Below are 18086 nucleotides of genomic sequence, written 5' to 3'. Positions count from 1 at the left end.
AAAGAAGGCCAGGCGCTCGATTTCTTGTTCTGCGCGCTTGCGGTCTGTGATGTCGCGGCACACCCCCAGCACCCCCGTCACCCGGCCGGTCAGGTCACGGATGGGGGTCTTGATGGTCTCGAACTGGCCTCGGTAGCCATCTTCGGCAAAGGTCAGTGTTTCTTCGTAAACCAGCGGCTGCCAGGCCTGCATGGCGCGTTGGTCGTATTTGCGAAAGCGCTCAGCCTCGGCGGGGGCCACCAGGTCAAAATCGTTGCAGCCCACGATCTGCCGCTCCGACCTGCCCGCAAATCGCTCGAACACCGGATTGACGGACAGGTACACGCCGCTGGCATCCTTCAAGAACACCATGTCGGGCATGGCGTTGACCACGCGGGCCAGATGGGCCTTCTGGTCGGCCAGCTCGGCCTCCACGCGCTTGAGCCCGGTCAGATCGTAGGCAAACAGCACAACGGCAGGCACGCCTTGCTCGGTAACGCTCTCGGGCGCGATGGTGGTGTGGCGAACCTGCAGGCCGTCAGGCCCGTCCATACGGTTCTCGAACACGGCCGTCTCGCCCGCAAAGGCCTTGGCGAAATGGGGTTGCATGCGGGCGAAAACATCGGCCGGGATCACCTCCTGCAGCAGGCGGTCTTGCAGCTCCTCGGGCTTGCGGTAGAGCCAGCTGGCCTGCTGCGCATTGACATACAAGACGCGCAGATCCCGGTCCAAGCGCGCCACACCGCCGGGCACCTGGCGCAGCATGTTGGCCATCAGGGCTTCGTGGGCATGCGCAGCCTCCTCGGCCAGACGGTGGGCCGTGATGTCGGTCTGTACACCATCCCACAGCACACGCCCGTCGTCGAGCAGACGGGGCGATGAACTCAGGTGCATCCAGCGTATCTGGCCATCGGTGCGGCGCACGCGAAAAACGGCCTCCATGCTGGTCATGGTCAGAAAAGACTGCCGCTCGGCCTGTCGCAGGCGGTCGATGTCTTCGGGCAACACCTGGCGATACAACACCCGGAAATCGGCCATGACCTCTTGCACCGTCACCCCATTGAGCCGCTCGATCGCATCGCCCATGTGCACAAAGTGTGAGCTGCCATCCAGCTCGCGCACCACCTGGAACAACACGCTGTGGGGCAGGTTGCGCCCAAGCAGCGACAGACGCCCTTCACTCTCGCGCAGGCGCCGCTCGGCCTCCTGCACACGGGCGAACGGCGCCCGTATGCCCGCATCAAAAACGGCCTGGTACAACAACGCATACGCCAAAACCCGCAGACCGTGCGCCAACGGCCCCCCGATGGGCGAATGCCCACCCATCAGGCCCACCACCAGCTCACCCCCCAGAAAGGCCACGGCGGCCCAGGCAAACACCCGTTCGCGCCGGCCCGGATTGCGGTGGAGCCACACTGCAGCTACGCCCAGCGCCACCACGAGCACAAAGGCCAGGTATTGCCGCAATGACCCGCCCGCCGCAGCGGCAAACCAGCCTGGCAGGGGCCCCATGGCCGAGCCCACCAGCAGCAGCGCCACCACGCCCGAGGCGGCCAGCCAGACCTTGGCCGGGCCGGGCATTGCCAGCCGCGCGGCTGTGAGCAGCAGAGTGACGACTTCGACCACCCGCGCCCAGCTGCTCAGCCACAGTGAGATGTGGGCCGTGCCCGATGGCATGTGCACGGGCGTGGAATGTGCCAGCACGCCGTGCAGAAAATTGCACACCGCCGCGACACCAAAGCCTGCCACCAGCACATTGGCCCGGGCCTGCTCGGACGGGTCCAGTGTGTGCAGGGATACCGATACCACCAGCAACCCCAACAGAACCGCCACCAGTTCCATAAATGGCTCCAGGCCGTGCTGGGAACCCGCCCCCGGCCCCAGCATCTGGGCCACTGGCACGATCACCAGCGTCAATGCTGCGACCACCAGCACCACCGTCAGGGCGGGCGCATCCGCCCACGGTGAACGCGCAGGCGGAGTGCGGGTGGGAGAGGACGACAGCGGCATGGTCTGGAGTGTTTCTACCGGGTTCTACATAGCGTCACAAGTGTATCGACGAGTAAGGCGCGGGGGTGCGTGTTTCCCCCCACCATCGGGCTCCATGCAAAACGGGGCCGAAGCCCCGTTGCCGACGATGCCGGTGCCCTGCACCGCCGACAGGGCAGTGTCACCCCTGCAACAACTGGCGCAGCACAAACGGCAGGATGCCGCCGGCCTGGTAGTAGTCCACCTCGATGGGTGTGTCGATGCGCAGCGTGACGGTGACTTCCTGGCGCGAGCCGTCCGCGCGGCGGATGACCAGTTGCGCGTCGCTTTGTGGCGTGAGCGCCGGGTCGGGCACCACATCGATCAGCTCATTGCCCGTAAGGCCCACCGTCTCCCACGATTCGCCCGCCTTGAACTGCAGCGGCAGCACCCCCATGCCCACCAGGTTGGAGCGGTGGATGCGCTCAAAGCTGCGCGCCACCACGGCCTTGATGCCGAGCAGCTGCGTGCCCTTGGCGGCCCAGTCGCGGCTGGAGCCGGTGCCGTATTCCTCGCCCGCAAAGATCACCGTGGGCGTCTTTTGCGCCATGTACTGCATGGCGGCATCGAAGATGAACATCTTCTCGCCCTGCAGCGCGCCTTCGTTCTGGAACACCGTCACCCCACCCTCTTCGCGCGAGCCGTCGGCAGTGGGCGGGATCATCAGGTTCTTGATGCGCACGTTGGCAAAGGTGCCGCGCACCATCACGTCGTGGTTGCCCCGGCGCGCGCCGTAGCTGTTGAAGTCGGCCTTTTGGACGCCATGCTGCCGCAGCCACTGGCCGGCGGGTGAGCTTTCCTTGATGGAGCCTGCGGGCGAGATGTGGTCAGTGGTGATGGAGTCGCCAAACAGCGCCATGATGCGGGCACCGATCACCGATGGAAGTTTGGCATCATTTTGGCCTCCAGCGCTTGATGGATCTGCGTTAGCAGCTCCTTTTTCAAGAGCAAACTGTGCAAAAAACGGAGGCTCTGCAATGTAGGTGCTGGCGGGCCAGGTGTAGGCGGTGCCGCTCACGCCCTTGATCTTTTCCCACAGCTTGCCAGGGTCGGTGGCCACCTTGGCGTAGTTCTCGCGGAAGGCCTTGCCGTTCATAGCGAACTTGAGCAGGGCGTGCACCTCTTCGCTGCTGGGCCAGATGTCGCCCAGGTAGATGTCCTTGCCACCCTTGCCCTTGCCCACCGGCTCGGTCATCAGGTCCTTGAGCACCGTGCCGGCGATGGCATAGGCCACCACCAACGGCGGACTGGCCAGGAAGTTGGCCTTGAGGTTGGGATGGATGCGCGCCTCGAAGTTGCGGTTGCCCGACAGCACCGCGGCACACACCAGGTCGTTGCTGGTGATGGCCTCGTTCAGCTCGGGCGTGAGGTCGCCCGCATTGCCGATACAGGTGGTGCAGCCGTAACCCGCCAGCGCAAAGCCCAGCTTTTCCAGGTAAGGGAGCAAGCCGGTCTGCGTGAGGTATTCGGTGACGATGCGCGAGCCAGGGGCGAGCGAGGTCTTGATGTGCGGCTTGACCTTGAGCCCCGCCTCCACTGCCTTCTTGGCCAAGAGGCCTGCGGCCAGCAGCACGCTGGGGTTGCTGGTGTTGGTACAGCTGGTGATGGCGGCAATCAGCACGTCGCCATTGCCCACGGTCACGTCACCCGTGCGGCTGGCTTGCTGGGCGGGGACTTCGGCATGCGCGGCCGCCAGCGTGGGCTTGTTCTGCTCCATCTCCACGATGAATCGCGGTGCACCCGATGGCGCTGGCACCTCTGCCGGAGCGCCCACATCGACAGGAGCATCACTGGCCCGGACATGGTGGCGCGTGTGCAGCAGCTCGGCCGGGCGGTTGAAACCATTTTGTGCATTGGGCTTGCTGAACAGGTCGGCAAACTGGCTGCAGACCTTGCCCAGCTCGATGCGGTCTTGCGGGCGCTTGGGGCCAGCCAGGCTGGGGGTGACGCTGCCAAGGTCGAGCTTCACCACCTGCGAATAGTCCACCTCGCCCGCCAGCGGCACGCCGAACAGGCCCTGGGCCTTGAAGTAGGCCTCAAACGCTTCGATCTCGGCCTTGGTGCGGCCCGTGCCCTTGAAGTAGTCGATGGTCTTTTCGTCCACCGGGAAGAACCCCATGGTCGCGCCGTATTCGGGCGCCATGTTGCCGATGGTGGCCCGGTCGGGCAACGCCAGGGTGCGCGTGCCTTCACCAAAAAACTCCACGAACTTGCCCACCACCTTGTGCTGGCGCAGCAGTTCGGTCACCGTGAGCACCAGGTCGGTGGCGGTCACGCCCTCGCGCAGCTGGCCCGTCATCTCAAAGCCCACGACGTCGGGCGTGAGGAAGTACACCGGCTGGCCCAGCATGGCGGCCTCGGCCTCAATGCCGCCCACGCCCCAGCCCACCACGCCAATGCCGTTGATCATGGTGGTGTGGCTGTCGGTGCCCACGAGGGTGTCGGGGTAGTAGACGTTGTCCTTGCGCTTGTGCACGCCGCGCGCCAAATATTCGAGGTTGACCTGGTGCACGATGCCAAAGCCCGGCGGCACCACGCCAAACGTGTCAAAGGCCTGCATGCCCCACTTCATGAATTCGTAGCGCTCGCGGTTGCGCTGGAATTCGAGCTTCATGTTCAGGTCGAGCGAATTCTTCTTGCCGTAGTGGTCGACCATGATGGAGTGGTCCACCACCAGGTCCACGGGCACCAGCGGCTCGATCTTCTTGGGATTCTTGCCCAGTTTCACGGCCACGCTGCGCATGGCGGCCAGGTCGGCCAAGAGCGGCACGCCGGTGAAGTCCTGCAGCACCACGCGGGAGACGACAAACGGAATCTCGTCCGTACGCGCGGCATTGGGCGCCCAGTGCGCAAGCTGTTGCACATGCTCGGCGGTCACCTTGCGGCCATCGCAATTGCGCAGCACCGATTCGAGCACGATGCGGATCGATACGGGCAAGCGCTGGATCTGGGGGAACTGCTTGGCCAGCGCGGGCAGCGAGTAGAACTGGCCTTCTTTGCCAGACGCTGTCTTGAAACTCTTGAGGGTGTTGGCAAACGCGTGGCGGGCGGGCTTGGGCGACAACTTGCGTGATACGGCCATGGCAAACTCCTGTGAAAGGCAACAAAGCCTATTCTGGCAGTCCTGCATGGCGGTGCAATCGTGGGGCTATGCAAACGCGGCTCCCAACCCTGTGTGGCGTGGTCGGGTCGCCCGATCCACGCCACCCGTGCCCGATATCGGCATAAAAAATGCCCCTAGCGCTTGATGGACAAGCGCAAGCAGCTATATTTTCAGGAGCAAACAACCATCTCCATCACGCCGCAGCCCAGGTTGGCAGGCGGCGCACGCCAAACCACTGCAGCTCGGCCAGCATGGCCACCGAGACCACATGCACCAGCAAATAGGCTTGGCCCAGCAAGGTGGGCGTGAGCGTGGAGCCCAGCAGCAGCAACAGGCTGGCCAACGCCCAGGCCAAGTTGCCCACGATCAGCACCCACAGCCAGCCACGCGGCATGGGCTCAGACCGGGCAATCGCTATGGCCAGGGCGGCATAGCCCAGCAGCATGGCGCCCGTCACCTGCAGCAGCCCGGGCGGCAGGCCCAGCCACTCGGCCAGGGGCGCTGTCAGCAGCAGGTGCAGGGCGCCGAGCAGAACCCCCGTGGAGGCATCGAACCAGACCACGGCACGCAGGAATCGGGGGGAGGACATCAGCTTGAACATGGAAAGCTCCTTGGTTGAGGAAGAAAGAAGGCTCCATCGTTCCCGCCCTGGCGCACCGCGTCGATGACCTGCCAGGTAATGGCCCGTGTGCGGTTAGCGCCTAGGATGGCGGCCATGACCTCCACCGCACCGTCCTCTCACCGCTCTCCACGCCATCCTTTGCCGCACCGCGTGGCACCGGCGGGGCCCACCTCGTTTGGCGACCACCTGCGCACCTGGCGCCAGCAGCGGCACCTGAGCCAGCTGGAGCTGGCCGACGAGGCGGACATCTCCACGCGCCATGTGAGCTTCATGGAAACCGGCCGCACCAACCCCAGCCGCGACATGGTGCTGCGCCTGTGCGAGCGCCTGGCCATTCCACTGCGTGAGCGCAACGCCCTGCTGGTGGCCGCCGGCTACGCCCCCATGTACCGCGAACGCGCGCTGGACGACCCTGCGCTGGCCGCGGCGCGCCAAGCGGTGGAACTGGTGCTCAAGGGCCACGAACCCTGCCCCGCCATTGCCCTCGACCGCTGCTGGAACGTGGTGGCCACCAACCGCGCCGCGCTGGCCCTGCTGTCTGCCCACGTCAGTCCCGAATTGCTGGCGCCACCTGTCAACGTGTTCCGGCTGAGCCTGCACCCCCAGGGGCTGGCGCCGCGCATCGCCAATCTGGCGCAATGGCGGGCGCACCTGTTTGAACGCCTGCGCCAGCAGATACAGGCCACGGCCGACCCGGCACTGATCGCACTGCAGGCAGAACTGCTGCAATATCCCGCCCCGCCGGAATCCGATGCCCTGGTACTGGCAGGTGAAATGCTGGGCGTGGTAATGCCGTTCTGCTTTGAAAGCGTGCATGGAATGCTCTCCCTCATCAGCACCACCACGATATTCGGAACGCCGGTGGATGTGACTTTGCAGGAGCTGGCTGTGGAATCCTTCTTTCCGGCGGACGATTTCACGGCACAGGTATTGCGCAAGATTGCGCAGGAAAACCCCGGGGTTGCAGAAGGCTGAACGTAATGCCTGTGCACTGTGAGGGTGCAATCAATGCGCGCAGTGCAAAATTAAAACGATGACCATCCAATTCACCAAATGGCTCCACAAAGTACATTGGGTTGCCGATAAATCGCAGACACTGCGCGCGAAGTTACCGTACATGCATTTCCTGTCCGTCCCACAGTGCGTACAGTTGTCGAGGCGCCACCCGCCTGAGCACCTTTTGTCCTGGCCAAGAGTAGCCCATTAAAAAAGCCCGCATCAGCGGGCTTTTTTAATGCAGGGCAAAGACCCTTAAATCACAAACTTTTCGCGGTTTTCGTTTTGAATCCACTTGGGAGCCTTGCCACGGCCTGTCCAGGTTTCGCCGGTGGCGGGGTTGCGGTACTTGGGCGCCACCTTGGTGCCGGCCGTAGAACTGCGGCCTGTCTTGCCAGACGCCTTGCCGGTGGGGAACACGTCCTGGGCAGTCAGCCCATATTCGGCCACCAGTGAACGGACCTGCGACACAGCGTCCGACAGTTCCCGGCGCCGGGCTTCACTGATTTGTTGCTCAAGGGCTTCGCGCTGCTTCAACAGTTCTTTGTAGCTGGTCATGGTGTCTGGATTTTGGATAAGGGTGAAGACCCGCGAATTATAAGAATAATGTGCCTTTTTTGTGCAACCACTTTCAGAATTTCATTAAAAATTCTTGGCATTAACCCCCAACACCCATTGATGCATGGTTTGCGTCTGGCTGAACAACCGGGGTATTGATGCTTGCTGGAGGCGACCGCGGTTCCGTCTTCTGGCGGGGGCAATACGTTGTCGATACGCTTGCATTCCAGCGCCAGCACCTCAAATACCCAGCCCATGCACCGAATGCGGTCGCCCACTTCCATCAAATGCCCCGTTTCTTCCCTCAAACGGGCCGCCCGCGTGTTATAGCAACCACGGCCCTCACCCGGTAAATTGCGAATATCCAGGCGCACCTTGAGTTCCGACACCGGTATCCAGGGATGACCTGCATAACTCCCCGCGGTCTGTGATAGCGCGGCCTCGGGCGGTTCGCTGCGTTGCTTTTCTTGCCAATAGCTGGGCTATTGGCTGCAAAAAGACGCCTTGCGTCCCATCCCGATCCGCACTACCAGCGCCTCGCGGGGGTTATGCAGGACATCCCCAGCCATCCAACAGCCAGCCTCCGTCATCGCGCTGCGGGGCCCAGGCATCGAGGCCCCCCCTGGGCTGCAATTCAACGGGAATGGCTTTCAGTAAATGGCGCGGGTCATGGTGCATTGAGCCACACCATATTCGTCGCCCACAAACACCATGCGCCCAGAACGGGCCCGCAACTGCTCCAGCAACTCCACTCCACCGAGGGTTTCGGGCAGAAATTTCGCCGCCCGTCCATGCGGACACCGCGCGTCCCCGGCCTCAACGCCCAACTCCGGCACATGCTGAGCAAGGTCGGCGACGCGATCAGCAGAAAATCCGTGCTTCACTCATAAAGATCACCATGGCGCTTTACTGTATCGGCGACATCCAGGGCTGCGACGCCGCGCTGGACCGCCTGCTGGACACCATCGGCTTTTCCCCTAGCCGCGACACGGTCTACCTGCTGGGTGACCTCGTCAACCGAGGGCCTGACTCGGCCGCCGTGCTGCGCCGCTGCATGCGCCATGGCGACGCCATCCGATGCCTGCTGGGCAATCACGACCTGCACCTGCTGGCCGCCGCACACGGTGCACGCAAGCCCTCGCGGCGCGACACGCTGGGCACGGTGCTGGACGCCCCCGACCGCGCTGCCCTGCTCGACTGGGTGCGCCAGCAGCCCCTGGCCCGCACCCACACGCATGCGGGGCAAACGCTGCTGATGGTGCATGCCGGTGTGCTGCCCACCTGGACGGCCGCAGAGACTCTCGCGTACGCGGACGAAGTCCATGCAGTACTGCGCGGCCCTGACCTGCCCGATTTTCTGCACGCCATGTACGGCAACATCCCCGACCACTGGAGTGACGATCTGACCGGCACGGATCGCCTGCGGGTGATCGTGAATGCGCTCACCCGGCTGCGCTTTTGCTCGGCCGACGGCGTGATGGATTTTGAAAGCACCGAAAGCGCCAGCGCCGCCCCGCCCGGCCTCATGCCCTGGTTCGAAGTGCCAGGGCGGCGCACAGCGGGCACGCTGATGGCCTTCGGTCACTGGTCCACGCTGGGCTGGCTCAACCGCAGCGATCTGCTCGGACTGGACACGGGCTGCGTGTGGGGCGGCTGCCTGAGCGCCGTGCGTTTTGGCGCGACGCTGGCCGAGCGTGAGCTGCTGCAGGTGCATTGCGAGCAGGCACAGGCTCCGGGCTGAATAAACCGCAGCAGGTTCAGGACGGCACTGGCTCCAGCAACGCCGACATGGCGGTGGACTGCCAGACACCACCGTCCTGCCCGGCGATCAGCACGGCCAGCCCCGGCATGCGCTGCGCCAGTGCCCTGCCCGCCTGCGGGCCCTGCACCATCAGCGCGGCGCCCAGTCCGTTGACGGCCGCCACGTCGCGCGCCACCAGGCTCACGCCATGCACGCCCGATGCCGGGCGCCCTGTTCGCGGATTGAGCACATGGTGCTGGCGCTGGCCTTGGTGGAAGAAGAAGCGTTCATAGTCGCCCGACGAGGCCACCACACCGGCGCCCGCCACGGCCACAACACCCAGCAGGCGCTCGGGGGAACGCGGGTCGCGCAGCCCCACACGCCAGGGCCTGCCTTGCCACAGCCCGTGGGTCAGCACGTCGCCACCACCGTTGATCATGGCGTTCTCAACCCCTTCGGAGCGCAGCATGTTCATGCCGGCTTCCAGGATCGGTAGCTTGGCGATGCCCCCCAGGTCCAGCGCCATGCCCTGGCGGGCCAGGAAGGCCGTGCCAGCGGCCACGTCCAGCACCAGGCTGCGCGCATCCACCAGGGGCAGTTGCCGCGCGATCTCGCTGGCCCCTGGCACCACCTTGTCGCCAGGGCCAAAGTTCCAGGACTTGAAAGCCCCCACGGTCACATCAAAGGCCCCACGGCTTGTTGCCGACACACGCTGCGCACCCTGCAGCACCGCCATGACCTCGGCCGGAACCATCACTGGCGTCACGCCTGCAGCCAGGTTGATACGACTGACCACGCTGCGGGGTTGGTAGCGGCTCATGAGCGCTTCCAGCCTCTGCATCTCTGCATAGGCCCGGTCCATGGCGCGGCGCAGCTGCGGGCCATCAACGCCCTCCACCGCCATATCCACCTGCGTTCCCATCAGGGGACGCGAGCTGCGTTCAGACACCACCCGTGCGCCCGCTGACGCGCCACCACCCCAGACCGCACCACCCAGCAAGGGCAATGCCATCACCATGCGACGACGCGACAGACCCTGAGGGGGCAGAGAAGCTTGCTGCATGGCGCCTCCGCTCAGAGCGACTTGTCGGCCATGTAGTCCACGGCGGCCTTGACCTCAGCGTCGGTCAGATTGGCGGAGCCCCCCTTGGCAGGCATCATGCCCTTCGCCCCGGTAAAGCCCTCGATCGCGTGCTTGTACATCGTGTCCTTGCCCTGGGCAATGCGCGGGCCCCAGTCGGCCTTGTCGCCCGGCTTGGGGGCACCGGCCACGCCAGCGGCATGGCACATGGCGCAAGTCTTGCCAAACACGCTCTTGCCCAGTTCGTTCTCTGCGGCAGCCGGTGCGGCGGGGGCCGCTGCGGGCGCTGGGGCCGTCACCGCAGCGGGTGCAGCCACCGGAGCAGGTTCCGACTTCTTGTCGCCACAACCGGCCAGCAGTGTGGCCAAGATCGCTACGGCGACCATCACGGTTTTCTTTTGCATCGCATACATCCTGTTCTTGGGGGTTAAAAAAAATCTGAGAGGGCCTGTGGCTGCGCGAGAAATGCGACGAAATGCGTCCAGCACCTGGCCTGAAAAAACCTACGGGCATTGCACAGGCACCGCTTCAGACTGGTGCATTGACTGTAGGTGCAAGAAGCACTTTTGGGCAGAGGCGAGCGCCGCCAAAGCATGATCCAGATCAAATTGATTCATATTACGTGAATCTATTATTCGTGCCATGCAAAGCCATCACAACCTGCGAACACTGCGCCTTTGGGTGCTGGCGTGGTTTGTCATGGCGCTGGCTGCTGCGGTGGCTTCACCGCTGGTAGTGCCGCGAAGCATGGAGCTGGTCTGCTCCGGCTCCGGCACAGGCAGCGCCAAGCTGGTGGTGAAGACCGCTGAGGGCTTGGTAGCGGCAGACGCCACCGGTCTCGATTGCCCTGTGTGCCTCGGGGCCGACACGCCACCCACCACCCATCTCGCAGCGGCAACCACTGCTGCCGCCCCCACCTTCCAGCCCCGTTTTCACACACCACTTTTTCCACGCACAGGGGTGGCGTTCAGCCCCCCTGCACGCGCACCACCCCTTTTCAACTGAGCGATCCCAAAGAGGAAAACCATGACCGAGAGAAAAGACAGTCCCCTTCCCGCTGCTGGCCTGGGCCGACGCAGCTTCATCAACACGGCGGCCCTGGTCGGGCTGACTGCAGGCGTCGCCGCATGCAACGAAAAGCCCAGCGCTGCAACGCCTGCGGCCCCCGCCCCTGCAGCACCTGCGGCCAGCCATGCCGCCGCTGGCGCCAACGTGCACCTCAAGCCCGGCGAGCTGGACACCTACTACGGCCTCTGGAGCGGCGGCCACACGGGCGACATGCGCGTGCTGGGCCTTCCCTCGGGCCGCGAGATCACCCGCATCCCCTGCTTTGTGCCCGACGCCCTGGTGGGCTGGGGCATCACGAACGAATCCAAGGCCATCATGGGCACCAAGGCCGATGGCAGCCTGAAGTACACGGTGGCCGACACCCACCACACACATGCCTCGTACAAGGACGGCAACTACGACGGCCGCTATGCCTGGATCAACGACAAGATCAACAGCCGCATCGCGCGCATACGCCTCGACTACTTCGTGTGCGACAAGATCACCGAGCTGCCCAACGTGCAGGGCTTTCACGGCATCTTCCCGGACAAGGCCGACCCGGTGGACCCTGCCATCAACTACACCACGCGCGTGTTCTGCGGCGGTGAGTTCGCCATCCCCCTGCCCAACACGGGCACGGAAGACTCGGGCAAATACCGTTCGATGTTCAGCTGCGTCGATGCAGAAACGATGGAAGTGCGCTGGCAAGTGCTGATCGACGGCAACTGCGATCTGGTCGCCACGTCATACGACGGCAAGCTGGCCGCCACCAACCAGTACAACGTGGAAATGGGTGCCAAGTACGAGGACATGATGTCCGCCGAACGCGATGCCTGCCTGTTCTTCAACGTGGGCCGCATCGAGGCTGCCGTGAAGGCTGGCAAGTTCAAGACCATCGGCACCAGCAAGGTGCCCGTGGTGGACGGCACCCATGAAGCCAACAAGGACCCCAAGACAGCACTCACTGCCTACGTTTCGGTGCCCAAGAACCCCCACGGCGTGAACGCCAGCCCCGATGGCAAATACTTCATCTGCGCCGGCAAGCTGTCGCCCACCGGCACCGTGATCGAGCTGGCCAAGGTGCTGGACTATTTCGAAGGCAAGCTCGAAAAGCTGGACTCCGCCATCGTGGCCGAAGTGGAGCTGGGCCTGGGCCCGCTGCACACCGCCTTCGACGGCCGTGGCAATGCCTACACCACCCTCTTCCTGGACAGCCAGGTCGTGAAGTGGAACGTGGAGGCTGCCATCAAGTTCCACGCGGGCGACAAGACCGCCAAGTACGTGGTGGACCGCCTCGATGTGCAATACCAGCCCGGCCACTTGAATGCATCGCAGTCCGAAACCAAGGCCGCCGACGGCAAGTACCTGGCCGTGGGTTGCAAGTTCTCCAAGGACCGCTTCCTGCCCGTGGGCCCGCTGCACCCCGAGAACGAGCAGCTCATCGACATCTCGGGCGAGAAGATGGTGCTGCTGGCCGACCACCCCGTGCGTGGCGAGCCCCATGACTTCATCATCTTCAAGCGCGACCTGGTGCGCCCCAAGCAGGTCTACACGCTCGACGAGTTCCCGCTGGCCGTCAAGGACCCCAAGGAGTCCGGCGTGTTCCGTAATGGCAAGAAGGTCACCGTGAAGATGACTTCGCAAGCCCCGGCCTTCAGCCTGCGCGAGTTCAAGCTCAAGAAGGGTGACGAGGTCACGCTGATCCTGACCAACCTGGACAAGATCGAAGACCTGACGCACGGCTTTGCGATCCCGAACTACAACGTGAACTTCATCGTGAACCCGCTGGAGACCAAGTCGGTGAGCTTCGTGGCCGACAAGCCCGGTGTGTTCTGGTGCTACTGCACGCACTTCTGCCATGCGCTGCATTTGGAAATGCGCACTCGGATGATCGTGGAGGGTTAACCAGGGCGATCCTCCTGAGGCGCTGCGCGCCTTCCCCCTTCTCTCGGCTTCGCCGGGAAGGGGGACGATGCACTCGCTGCGGGGCGGCCCTTGCTCTGCATCCCTGGCCTGGGGCGCGCCAGTTGCGACGACTGCGCTCCACTTCGCATCATATTGGCCGCTAGCGCTTGATGAATAAGCGCTAGCAGCTATCAAAAAGATAGTCCCATGATTTCCCTCCGTCGGCGGTTCGCCACGCTTCTTCTGGTCTTGTTGGCAGCACTTTGGCTGGCGCCGCGCGCGCATGCTGCAGCAGGCGCCTACGAGGCCGAGCTGCCTGCGGAACTCTCTACCGCGCGCGACATGTGCGCACTGGTGCCGTGCAAGGACGTGTTTCCCGGCGCCAGTCATTTCTCAGAACGCAAGGGTCAGCCGCCCTACGTAGAGGCTTACGACAACGACACCGCACAAAAGAAGCTGCTGGGCTATGTGATGCTCTCCACCGACATCACGGACACCCCGGCCTACTCGGGCAAGCCTGTGGTCACGCTGATCGGCATGGACACACAGGGCCGCTTCGTGGGCGTGAAGGTGCTCAAGCATTCCGAGCCCATCCTGCTGCTGGGCATCCCTGAATCTGCGCTGCTGAAGTTCAACGCCCAGTACCTGGGCAAGTCGGTGGCCGACAAGATCGAGGTGGGCCAGTCGCGCCCTGATGAAAACGTGCTGGGTCTCGACGCCATCTCGGGCGCCACCGTCACCGTCATCGCTCAGAACCAGGTCATGATGGCCTCGGGCTCCGCCGTGGCGCGGCAGGTGGGCATCCTCGCGCCCACGGTGCGCGAGCCCGCACGCTATGCCGAAACCGGCAGGCGCCTGAGCTGGGCCGAGCTGGTGCAACAAGGCACCGTGCAGCGCCTGCGCGTGCAGCCCGAACAGGTGGGCCTGGACAAGGGCCCCGACCCGTTCATCGAGCTGTGGTTTGGCGACCTGAACCACCCGGACATTGGCAAGAGCCTTCTGGGCGAGAACGGCTGGAACAACCTGCGCCTGCAGCTCAAGGAGGGCGAACACGCCTTCTTCATCGTCCGTACCGGTGGCAAGGAATCGTTCAAGGGCTCGGGCTTTGTGCGCGGCGGCATCTACGACCGTGTGCAGGTGCGCCAAGGCGCAGATTCGTTCACCTTCCGCGACCTGGACGCGCTCAACCTGTATGGCATCGAGGCCGCAGGCGCACCCAGCTACAACGAATCGGTCATCTTCATCATCCGCTCACCCGCCTTCTCGGCCGCCTACCCGTGGAAGCTGAGCTTTCTGGGCAACCGCGTGGACCGGGCCACGGGCACACGCAGCTTCACCAGCTTTGACACGCCCTACTGGCTGCCCGCCGCCATGCTGCAAGGCGGGCGCCCCACCATCAACGAGCCCGACGACCCCTGGGTGCGCGTGTGGAAGTCGCGTGCGGTAGAGATTGCGCTGTTCGCCGCGCTGCTGATTGCCGTCACCGTGGTGTACGCCCTGCGCGAGAAGCTCACGCGCCTGTCCACCCACAAGAACAAGTGGCCGGTCAACGCCTTCAAGTACAGCTTCTGGGCCCTCAGCATCGGCTGGATCGGCTTCGGCGCCATGGCACAGCCTTCCATCACGCAGGTGCTGACCTGGTTCCACGCGCTGCTGTTCCAGTGGACTTGGTCGCTGTTCCTGTCCGACCCGTTCATCTTCCTGTTCTGGATCTTCATCATCGTCACCGTGTTCCTGTTCGGGCGCGGGTTGTTTTGCGGCTGGATGTGCCCGTTTGGCTCGCTGCAGGAGGGCATCTACAAGATCGCGCGTGCGGTGGGCTTCAAGCGCTTTCAGACGCAGCTGCCGCAGAAGTGGCACGACCGGCTCAAGTGGGTCAAGTACGCGGTGTTCTTCGGGCTGCTCGCGGTGTCGATGTTCTCCATGGGCCTGGCTGAGAAGCTGGCCGAGGTGGAGCCGTTCAAGACGACCTTCCTGGTCGGTGTAATGAATCGCGCCTGGCCCTACAGCCTGTTTGTGGCGGCCATCCTGGGCGTTTCGATCTTCATCGAGCGACCCTACTGCAAATACATCTGCCCGCTGGGTGCCTCGCTGGCCATGCCCAGCACGTTCCGCTGGTTTGGACTCAAGCGCAAGCAGGACTGCAACAGCTGCAAGGCCTGCGCCGTGGGCTGCGGTGCACAGGCCATCGACGCCGACGGCCGCATCGACCACCGCGAATGCCTGCACTGCCTGGACTGCATGATTCTCTACACCGACACCAAGGGCTGCCCGCCCCTGGCCAAGGAACGCAAGCGCCGCGAGAAAGATGGTCTGGAAATCACGCCCATCGGCAAGAACGGCTATTTCATCCCGATCCACCCTGCCACGGTGCAGGACCAGATCTCGGCCAAGGCCGCGAAGGGGCCGGACCCACGCTGGCCTACGGCGCCAGTGCTGCCGCAGACCAAGGCAGGCTCGCGCGGCCTGCGCTGGATGGCGAAGGAGCTGGTGGACCATCTGTGGCCCTGGAGCCGCGAAGGCTGGGCGTCGCGGCGCGCGCTGCAGATCGCGGGCTTCTCGCTCGCCCTGGCTGCCAGCGTGGCCTGGGTGATGACCGCCCTGGGCACGTTGTCGTCGGGCGCCATCATCGGCTGGTGGTTTGGCTGGAGCGTGTACGAGGTGCTGATCCGCCTGTCGGGCAAGCGCTATGTGAAGGACGGCCCGTGGTGGCGCGACCAGTACCGCCGGGCGGGCGTGATGGACATGCTGAGCTACGTGGGCTTCAAGAACCTGCTGATCGGCGCAGCACTCTTCCTGGCCATCAAGGCCTTGGTGGGACTGGCGTGATGAAGTCCCCCCTTGCACTCGCTGCGGTCGCCATGGCCCTGGCGCTGTGGACAGCACTTCCTGCGGCGGCAGCCACCGTGCAGGTGCGCCCTGGCCAGGACCTGCAGGCCGCCATCACAGCTGCGGCGCCGGGAGACACGGTGGAGGTGCAGCGGGGCTTTTACCGCGTGAACCTGCGCATCGACAAGCAGCTCACCCTGCGCGGCATCGACCGCCCCACGCTCAGCGGCGGCCAGACGGGCGACACCATCCGCGTCACCGCGCCCGATGTGGTGATCGAAGGCCTGATCGTGCGCGACTCGGGCACCAGCCTCAAGGACCAGAACGCAGGCATCTACATCTACCCCGGAGCACACCGCGCCGTGGTACGCCACAACGACCTCACCTACAACCTCTTTGGCCTGTGGATCGAGAAGGCCAACGATGTACAGGTGCTGCACAACACCATCACAGGCCTGCGCGATGTGAACTCGTCCCAGCGCGGCAACGGCGTGCAGCTGTACAACACCACGGGCGCACGCATCGAGGGCAACCACATCAGCTTTGTGCGCGACGCGCTGTATGTGGACGTGTCGCACCACGCGGTGTTTCGCGGCAACCGGCTGCACCACAGCCGCTACGGCACGCACTACATGAACTCCTACTACAACCTGTGGGAGGACAACGATACCTACCTCAACCGTGGCGGCCTGGCGCTGATGGAGGTGCGCGACCAGGTGGTGCGCAACAACCGCGCTTGGGGCAACAGCGACCACGGCATCATGCTGCGCACCCTGCAGGACTCGGTGATCGAGAACAACGTGGTGGCCGAAAACGCCCGAGGCTTCTTCATCTACGACGTGGAGTACATCACCCTGCGCGGCAACCTGGTGACCCGCAACACGGTGGGCGTGCACCTGTCGGCCGGCTCCAAAAACAACAAGGTCGAAGGCAACGACTTCATCGGCAACCGCGAGCAGGTGCGCTATGTGGGCGCCCGCGACGAGCGCTGGGGCACCGAAGGCGGCAACCACTGGAGCAATTACCTGGGCTGGGACCGCGACGGCAACGGCGTGGGCGACGTGCCCTACGAGGCCAACGACATGGTGGACCGCCTGACCTGGCGCCACCCCGCCATCAAGCTGCTGCTGGCCAGCCCGGCCGTGCAGGCACTGCGCCTGGTGGGCCAGCAGTTTCCGGTGCTGCGCGTGCCCACCGTGGTGGACCCAAAGCCCCGCATGCAACCGAACCAACCCCAACGGAATTTTCAGCGTGACACGCAACCCTCCCCCCATTGACCTGAGCGAGCCCCCCGCCATCGAGGTGCGGGGCGCGCACAAGCACTACGGCGCACTGCACGCCGTGGACGGCATCGACCTGCGCATCGCGCGCGGCGAGATCTTCGGCCTCATCGGCCACAACGGCGCGGGCAAGAGCACGCTGTTCAAGATGATCCTGGGCCTCACGCCCGCCACCTCGGGCGAGATCCGGGTGGGCGGCGCCACGGTGCAGGGCCGCGACTTTCGCGCCGCCCGCCGCCACCTGGGCTACCTGCCCGAGAACGTGGTGCTCTACGACAACCTGAACGGGCTGGAAACGCTGCGTTTCTTCGCCCGCCTCAAGGGTGCGCCCCTCGCACAATGCCCCGCGCTGCTGGAACGCGTGGGCCTGGCCCACGCGGGCAACCGCGCCGTGCGCGAATACTCCAAGGGCATGCGCCAGCGCCTGGGATTTGCACAGGCCCTGCTGGGCGAGCCCCAGGTGCTGCTGCTCGACGAGCCCACCAACGGCCTGGACCCGCAGGCCATCCGCGACTTCTACGCCACGCTGCGCGAGCTGCAGGCGGGTGGCGTGACCATCGTCATCACCTCGCACATCCTGGCCGAACTGCAGGAGCGCGTGGACCGCTTGGCCATCCTGGCCTCCGGCAAGCTGCAGGCCCTGGGCAGCGTGCAGGCGCTGCGCGAGCAGGCGCACATGCCGCTGACCATCCACCTCACCCTGGCTGCGACCGATCGGCCTGCCGCGCTGGGGCTGCTCTCTGCCGTGCCCGGCGTCACGGGGACGGAAACGCCGGAAGGCCTGCATGTGAACTGCCCGCGCGGCAGCAAGATGGCCGTGCTGCGTGCGCTGGCACCGCTGGGCACCGCGCTGCAGGACCTGCAGATCCAGGAACCCTCGCTTGAGGATGTGTACTTCGACCTGCGCAAGGGCTAGC

The 18086-nt window shown here is 64.6% G+C and carries 14 protein-coding genes and 1 pseudogene; 7 read left to right on the top strand and 8 right to left on the bottom strand.

Annotated features, from left to right (window positions below):
• The 3 genes from AC2YJX_RS08155 to AC2YJX_RS08145 all read right to left on the bottom strand — a co-directional run.
• A partial coding sequence (locus AC2YJX_RS08155; RefSeq protein WP_487255749.1) for a PAS domain-containing protein occupies nucleotides 1-1989 on the bottom strand: 1989 nt, incomplete at its 3' end.
• Between the two features lie 160 nt (nucleotides 1990-2149).
• Nucleotides 2150-5089, bottom strand: coding sequence for an aconitate hydratase (locus tag AC2YJX_RS08150; protein ID WP_487255748.1), 2940 nt, complete (start codon nucleotides 5087-5089; stop codon nucleotides 2150-2152).
• Nucleotides 5090-5303: 214 nt separating this feature from the next.
• Nucleotides 5304-5711 (bottom strand): hypothetical protein, encoded by a 408-nt coding sequence (locus AC2YJX_RS08145; protein WP_121422602.1) that lies wholly within the window; start codon nucleotides 5709-5711, stop codon nucleotides 5304-5306.
• 114 nt (nucleotides 5712-5825) lie between these two features.
• Between AC2YJX_RS08145 and AC2YJX_RS08140 the strand changes: the two genes are divergently transcribed.
• The gene (locus AC2YJX_RS08140) at nucleotides 5826-6707 is read left to right on the top strand and encodes a helix-turn-helix domain-containing protein (protein WP_121508796.1); all 882 of its coding nucleotides are present in this window, start codon (nucleotides 5826-5828) and stop codon (nucleotides 6705-6707) included.
• A 276-nt stretch (nucleotides 6708-6983) separates the two neighbouring features.
• Here the strand turns inward: AC2YJX_RS08140 and AC2YJX_RS08135 are convergent, their stop codons facing one another.
• The 3 genes and pseudogenes from AC2YJX_RS08135 to AC2YJX_RS08125 form a co-directional block, all read right to left on the bottom strand.
• Nucleotides 6984-7286 carry an H-NS histone family protein gene (locus AC2YJX_RS08135; protein WP_055393525.1) on the bottom strand — a complete coding sequence of 101 codons (303 nt, stop codon included), beginning with the start codon at nucleotides 7284-7286 and terminating at the stop codon, nucleotides 6984-6986.
• Nucleotides 7283-7675, bottom strand: a complete 393-nt coding sequence (locus AC2YJX_RS08130; protein ID WP_487255747.1) for a hypothetical protein — start codon at nucleotides 7673-7675, stop codon at nucleotides 7283-7285. Before AC2YJX_RS08130 ends, AC2YJX_RS08135 begins: the two co-directional genes overlap by 4 nt.
• A 175-nt stretch (nucleotides 7676-7850) precedes the next feature.
• Nucleotides 7851-8071, bottom strand: a pseudogene (locus tag AC2YJX_RS08125) (hypothetical protein); the annotation flags it as partial.
• A gap of 113 nt (nucleotides 8072-8184) precedes the next feature.
• Between AC2YJX_RS08125 and AC2YJX_RS08120 the strand changes: the two are divergent.
• The gene (locus AC2YJX_RS08120) at nucleotides 8185-9027 is read left to right on the top strand and encodes a symmetrical bis(5'-nucleosyl)-tetraphosphatase (protein ID WP_487255746.1); all 843 of its coding nucleotides are present in this window, start codon (nucleotides 8185-8187) and stop codon (nucleotides 9025-9027) included.
• 16 nt (nucleotides 9028-9043) lie between these two features.
• Here AC2YJX_RS08120 and AC2YJX_RS08115 read toward each other — a convergent pair whose 3' ends face one another.
• Nucleotides 9044-10090, bottom strand: coding sequence for an FAD:protein FMN transferase (locus tag AC2YJX_RS08115; RefSeq protein WP_487255745.1), 1047 nt, complete (start codon nucleotides 10088-10090; stop codon nucleotides 9044-9046).
• Between the two features lie 11 nt (nucleotides 10091-10101).
• Complete coding sequence (locus AC2YJX_RS08110) at nucleotides 10102-10512, bottom strand: c-type cytochrome (RefSeq protein ID WP_055393536.1); 411 nt, start codon at nucleotides 10510-10512, stop codon at nucleotides 10102-10104.
• Nucleotides 10513-10750: 238 nt separating this feature from the next.
• Here AC2YJX_RS08110 and AC2YJX_RS08105 point away from each other — a divergent pair, with 238 nt between their 5' ends.
• The 5 genes from AC2YJX_RS08105 (at nucleotide 10751) to AC2YJX_RS08085 (ending at nucleotide 18085) form a co-directional block, all read left to right on the top strand.
• Entirely contained in the window at nucleotides 10751-11113 is a 363-nt protein-coding gene (locus AC2YJX_RS08105; protein WP_487255744.1) for a hypothetical protein, read from the top strand.
• Between the two features lie 21 nt (nucleotides 11114-11134).
• The gene (gene nosZ, locus AC2YJX_RS08100) at nucleotides 11135-13060 is read left to right on the top strand and encodes a TAT-dependent nitrous-oxide reductase (protein ID WP_487255743.1); all 1926 of its coding nucleotides are present in this window, start codon (nucleotides 11135-11137) and stop codon (nucleotides 13058-13060) included.
• A 207-nt stretch (nucleotides 13061-13267) separates the two neighbouring features.
• A complete protein-coding gene (locus tag AC2YJX_RS08095) occupies nucleotides 13268-15889 on the top strand; it encodes a 4Fe-4S binding protein (protein WP_487255742.1) in 2622 nt (873 codons plus the stop codon).
• Complete coding sequence (locus AC2YJX_RS08090) at nucleotides 15889-17166, top strand: nitrous oxide reductase family maturation protein NosD (protein ID WP_487255741.1); 1278 nt, start codon at nucleotides 15889-15891, stop codon at nucleotides 17164-17166. The genes AC2YJX_RS08095 and AC2YJX_RS08090 overlap by 1 nt, the downstream gene beginning before the upstream one ends.
• Nucleotides 17141-18085: an ABC transporter ATP-binding protein gene (locus tag AC2YJX_RS08085; RefSeq protein ID WP_487255740.1), complete on the top strand. Its 945-nt coding sequence runs from the start codon at nucleotides 17141-17143 to the stop codon at nucleotides 18083-18085. Before AC2YJX_RS08090 ends, AC2YJX_RS08085 begins: the two co-directional genes overlap by 26 nt.
• The last annotated feature ends 1 nt before the right edge of the window (nucleotide 18086 follow it).

It is taken from the genome of Acidovorax sp. SRI_002 (assembly GCF_057586455.1).
This window is presented reverse-complemented; position numbering and strand designations above follow the sequence as displayed.

Coding starts and splice junctions, on each gene's coding strand:
- AC2YJX_RS08150 (WP_487255748.1), bottom strand. CDS start 5,089: ATGGCCGTATCACGCAAGTTGTCGCCCAAGCCCGCCCGCCACGCGTTT.
- AC2YJX_RS08145 (WP_121422602.1), bottom strand. CDS start 5,711: ATGTTCAAGCTGATGTCCTCCCCCCGATTCCTGCGTGCCGTGGTCTGG.
- AC2YJX_RS08140 (WP_121508796.1), top strand. CDS start 5,826: ATGACCTCCACCGCACCGTCCTCTCACCGCTCTCCACGCCATCCTTTG.
- AC2YJX_RS08135 (WP_055393525.1), bottom strand. CDS start 7,286: ATGACCAGCTACAAAGAACTGTTGAAGCAGCGCGAAGCCCTTGAGCAA.
- AC2YJX_RS08120 (WP_487255746.1), top strand. CDS start 8,185: ATGGCGCTTTACTGTATCGGCGACATCCAGGGCTGCGACGCCGCGCTG.
- AC2YJX_RS08115 (WP_487255745.1), bottom strand. CDS start 10,090: ATGCAGCAAGCTTCTCTGCCCCCTCAGGGTCTGTCGCGTCGTCGCATG.
- AC2YJX_RS08110 (WP_055393536.1), bottom strand. CDS start 10,512: ATGCAAAAGAAAACCGTGATGGTCGCCGTAGCGATCTTGGCCACACTG.
- AC2YJX_RS08105 (WP_487255744.1), top strand. CDS start 10,751: ATGCAAAGCCATCACAACCTGCGAACACTGCGCCTTTGGGTGCTGGCG.
- nosZ (WP_487255743.1), top strand. CDS start 11,135: ATGACCGAGAGAAAAGACAGTCCCCTTCCCGCTGCTGGCCTGGGCCGA.
- AC2YJX_RS08095 (WP_487255742.1), top strand. CDS start 13,268: ATGATTTCCCTCCGTCGGCGGTTCGCCACGCTTCTTCTGGTCTTGTTG.
- AC2YJX_RS08090 (WP_487255741.1), top strand. CDS start 15,889: ATGAAGTCCCCCCTTGCACTCGCTGCGGTCGCCATGGCCCTGGCGCTG.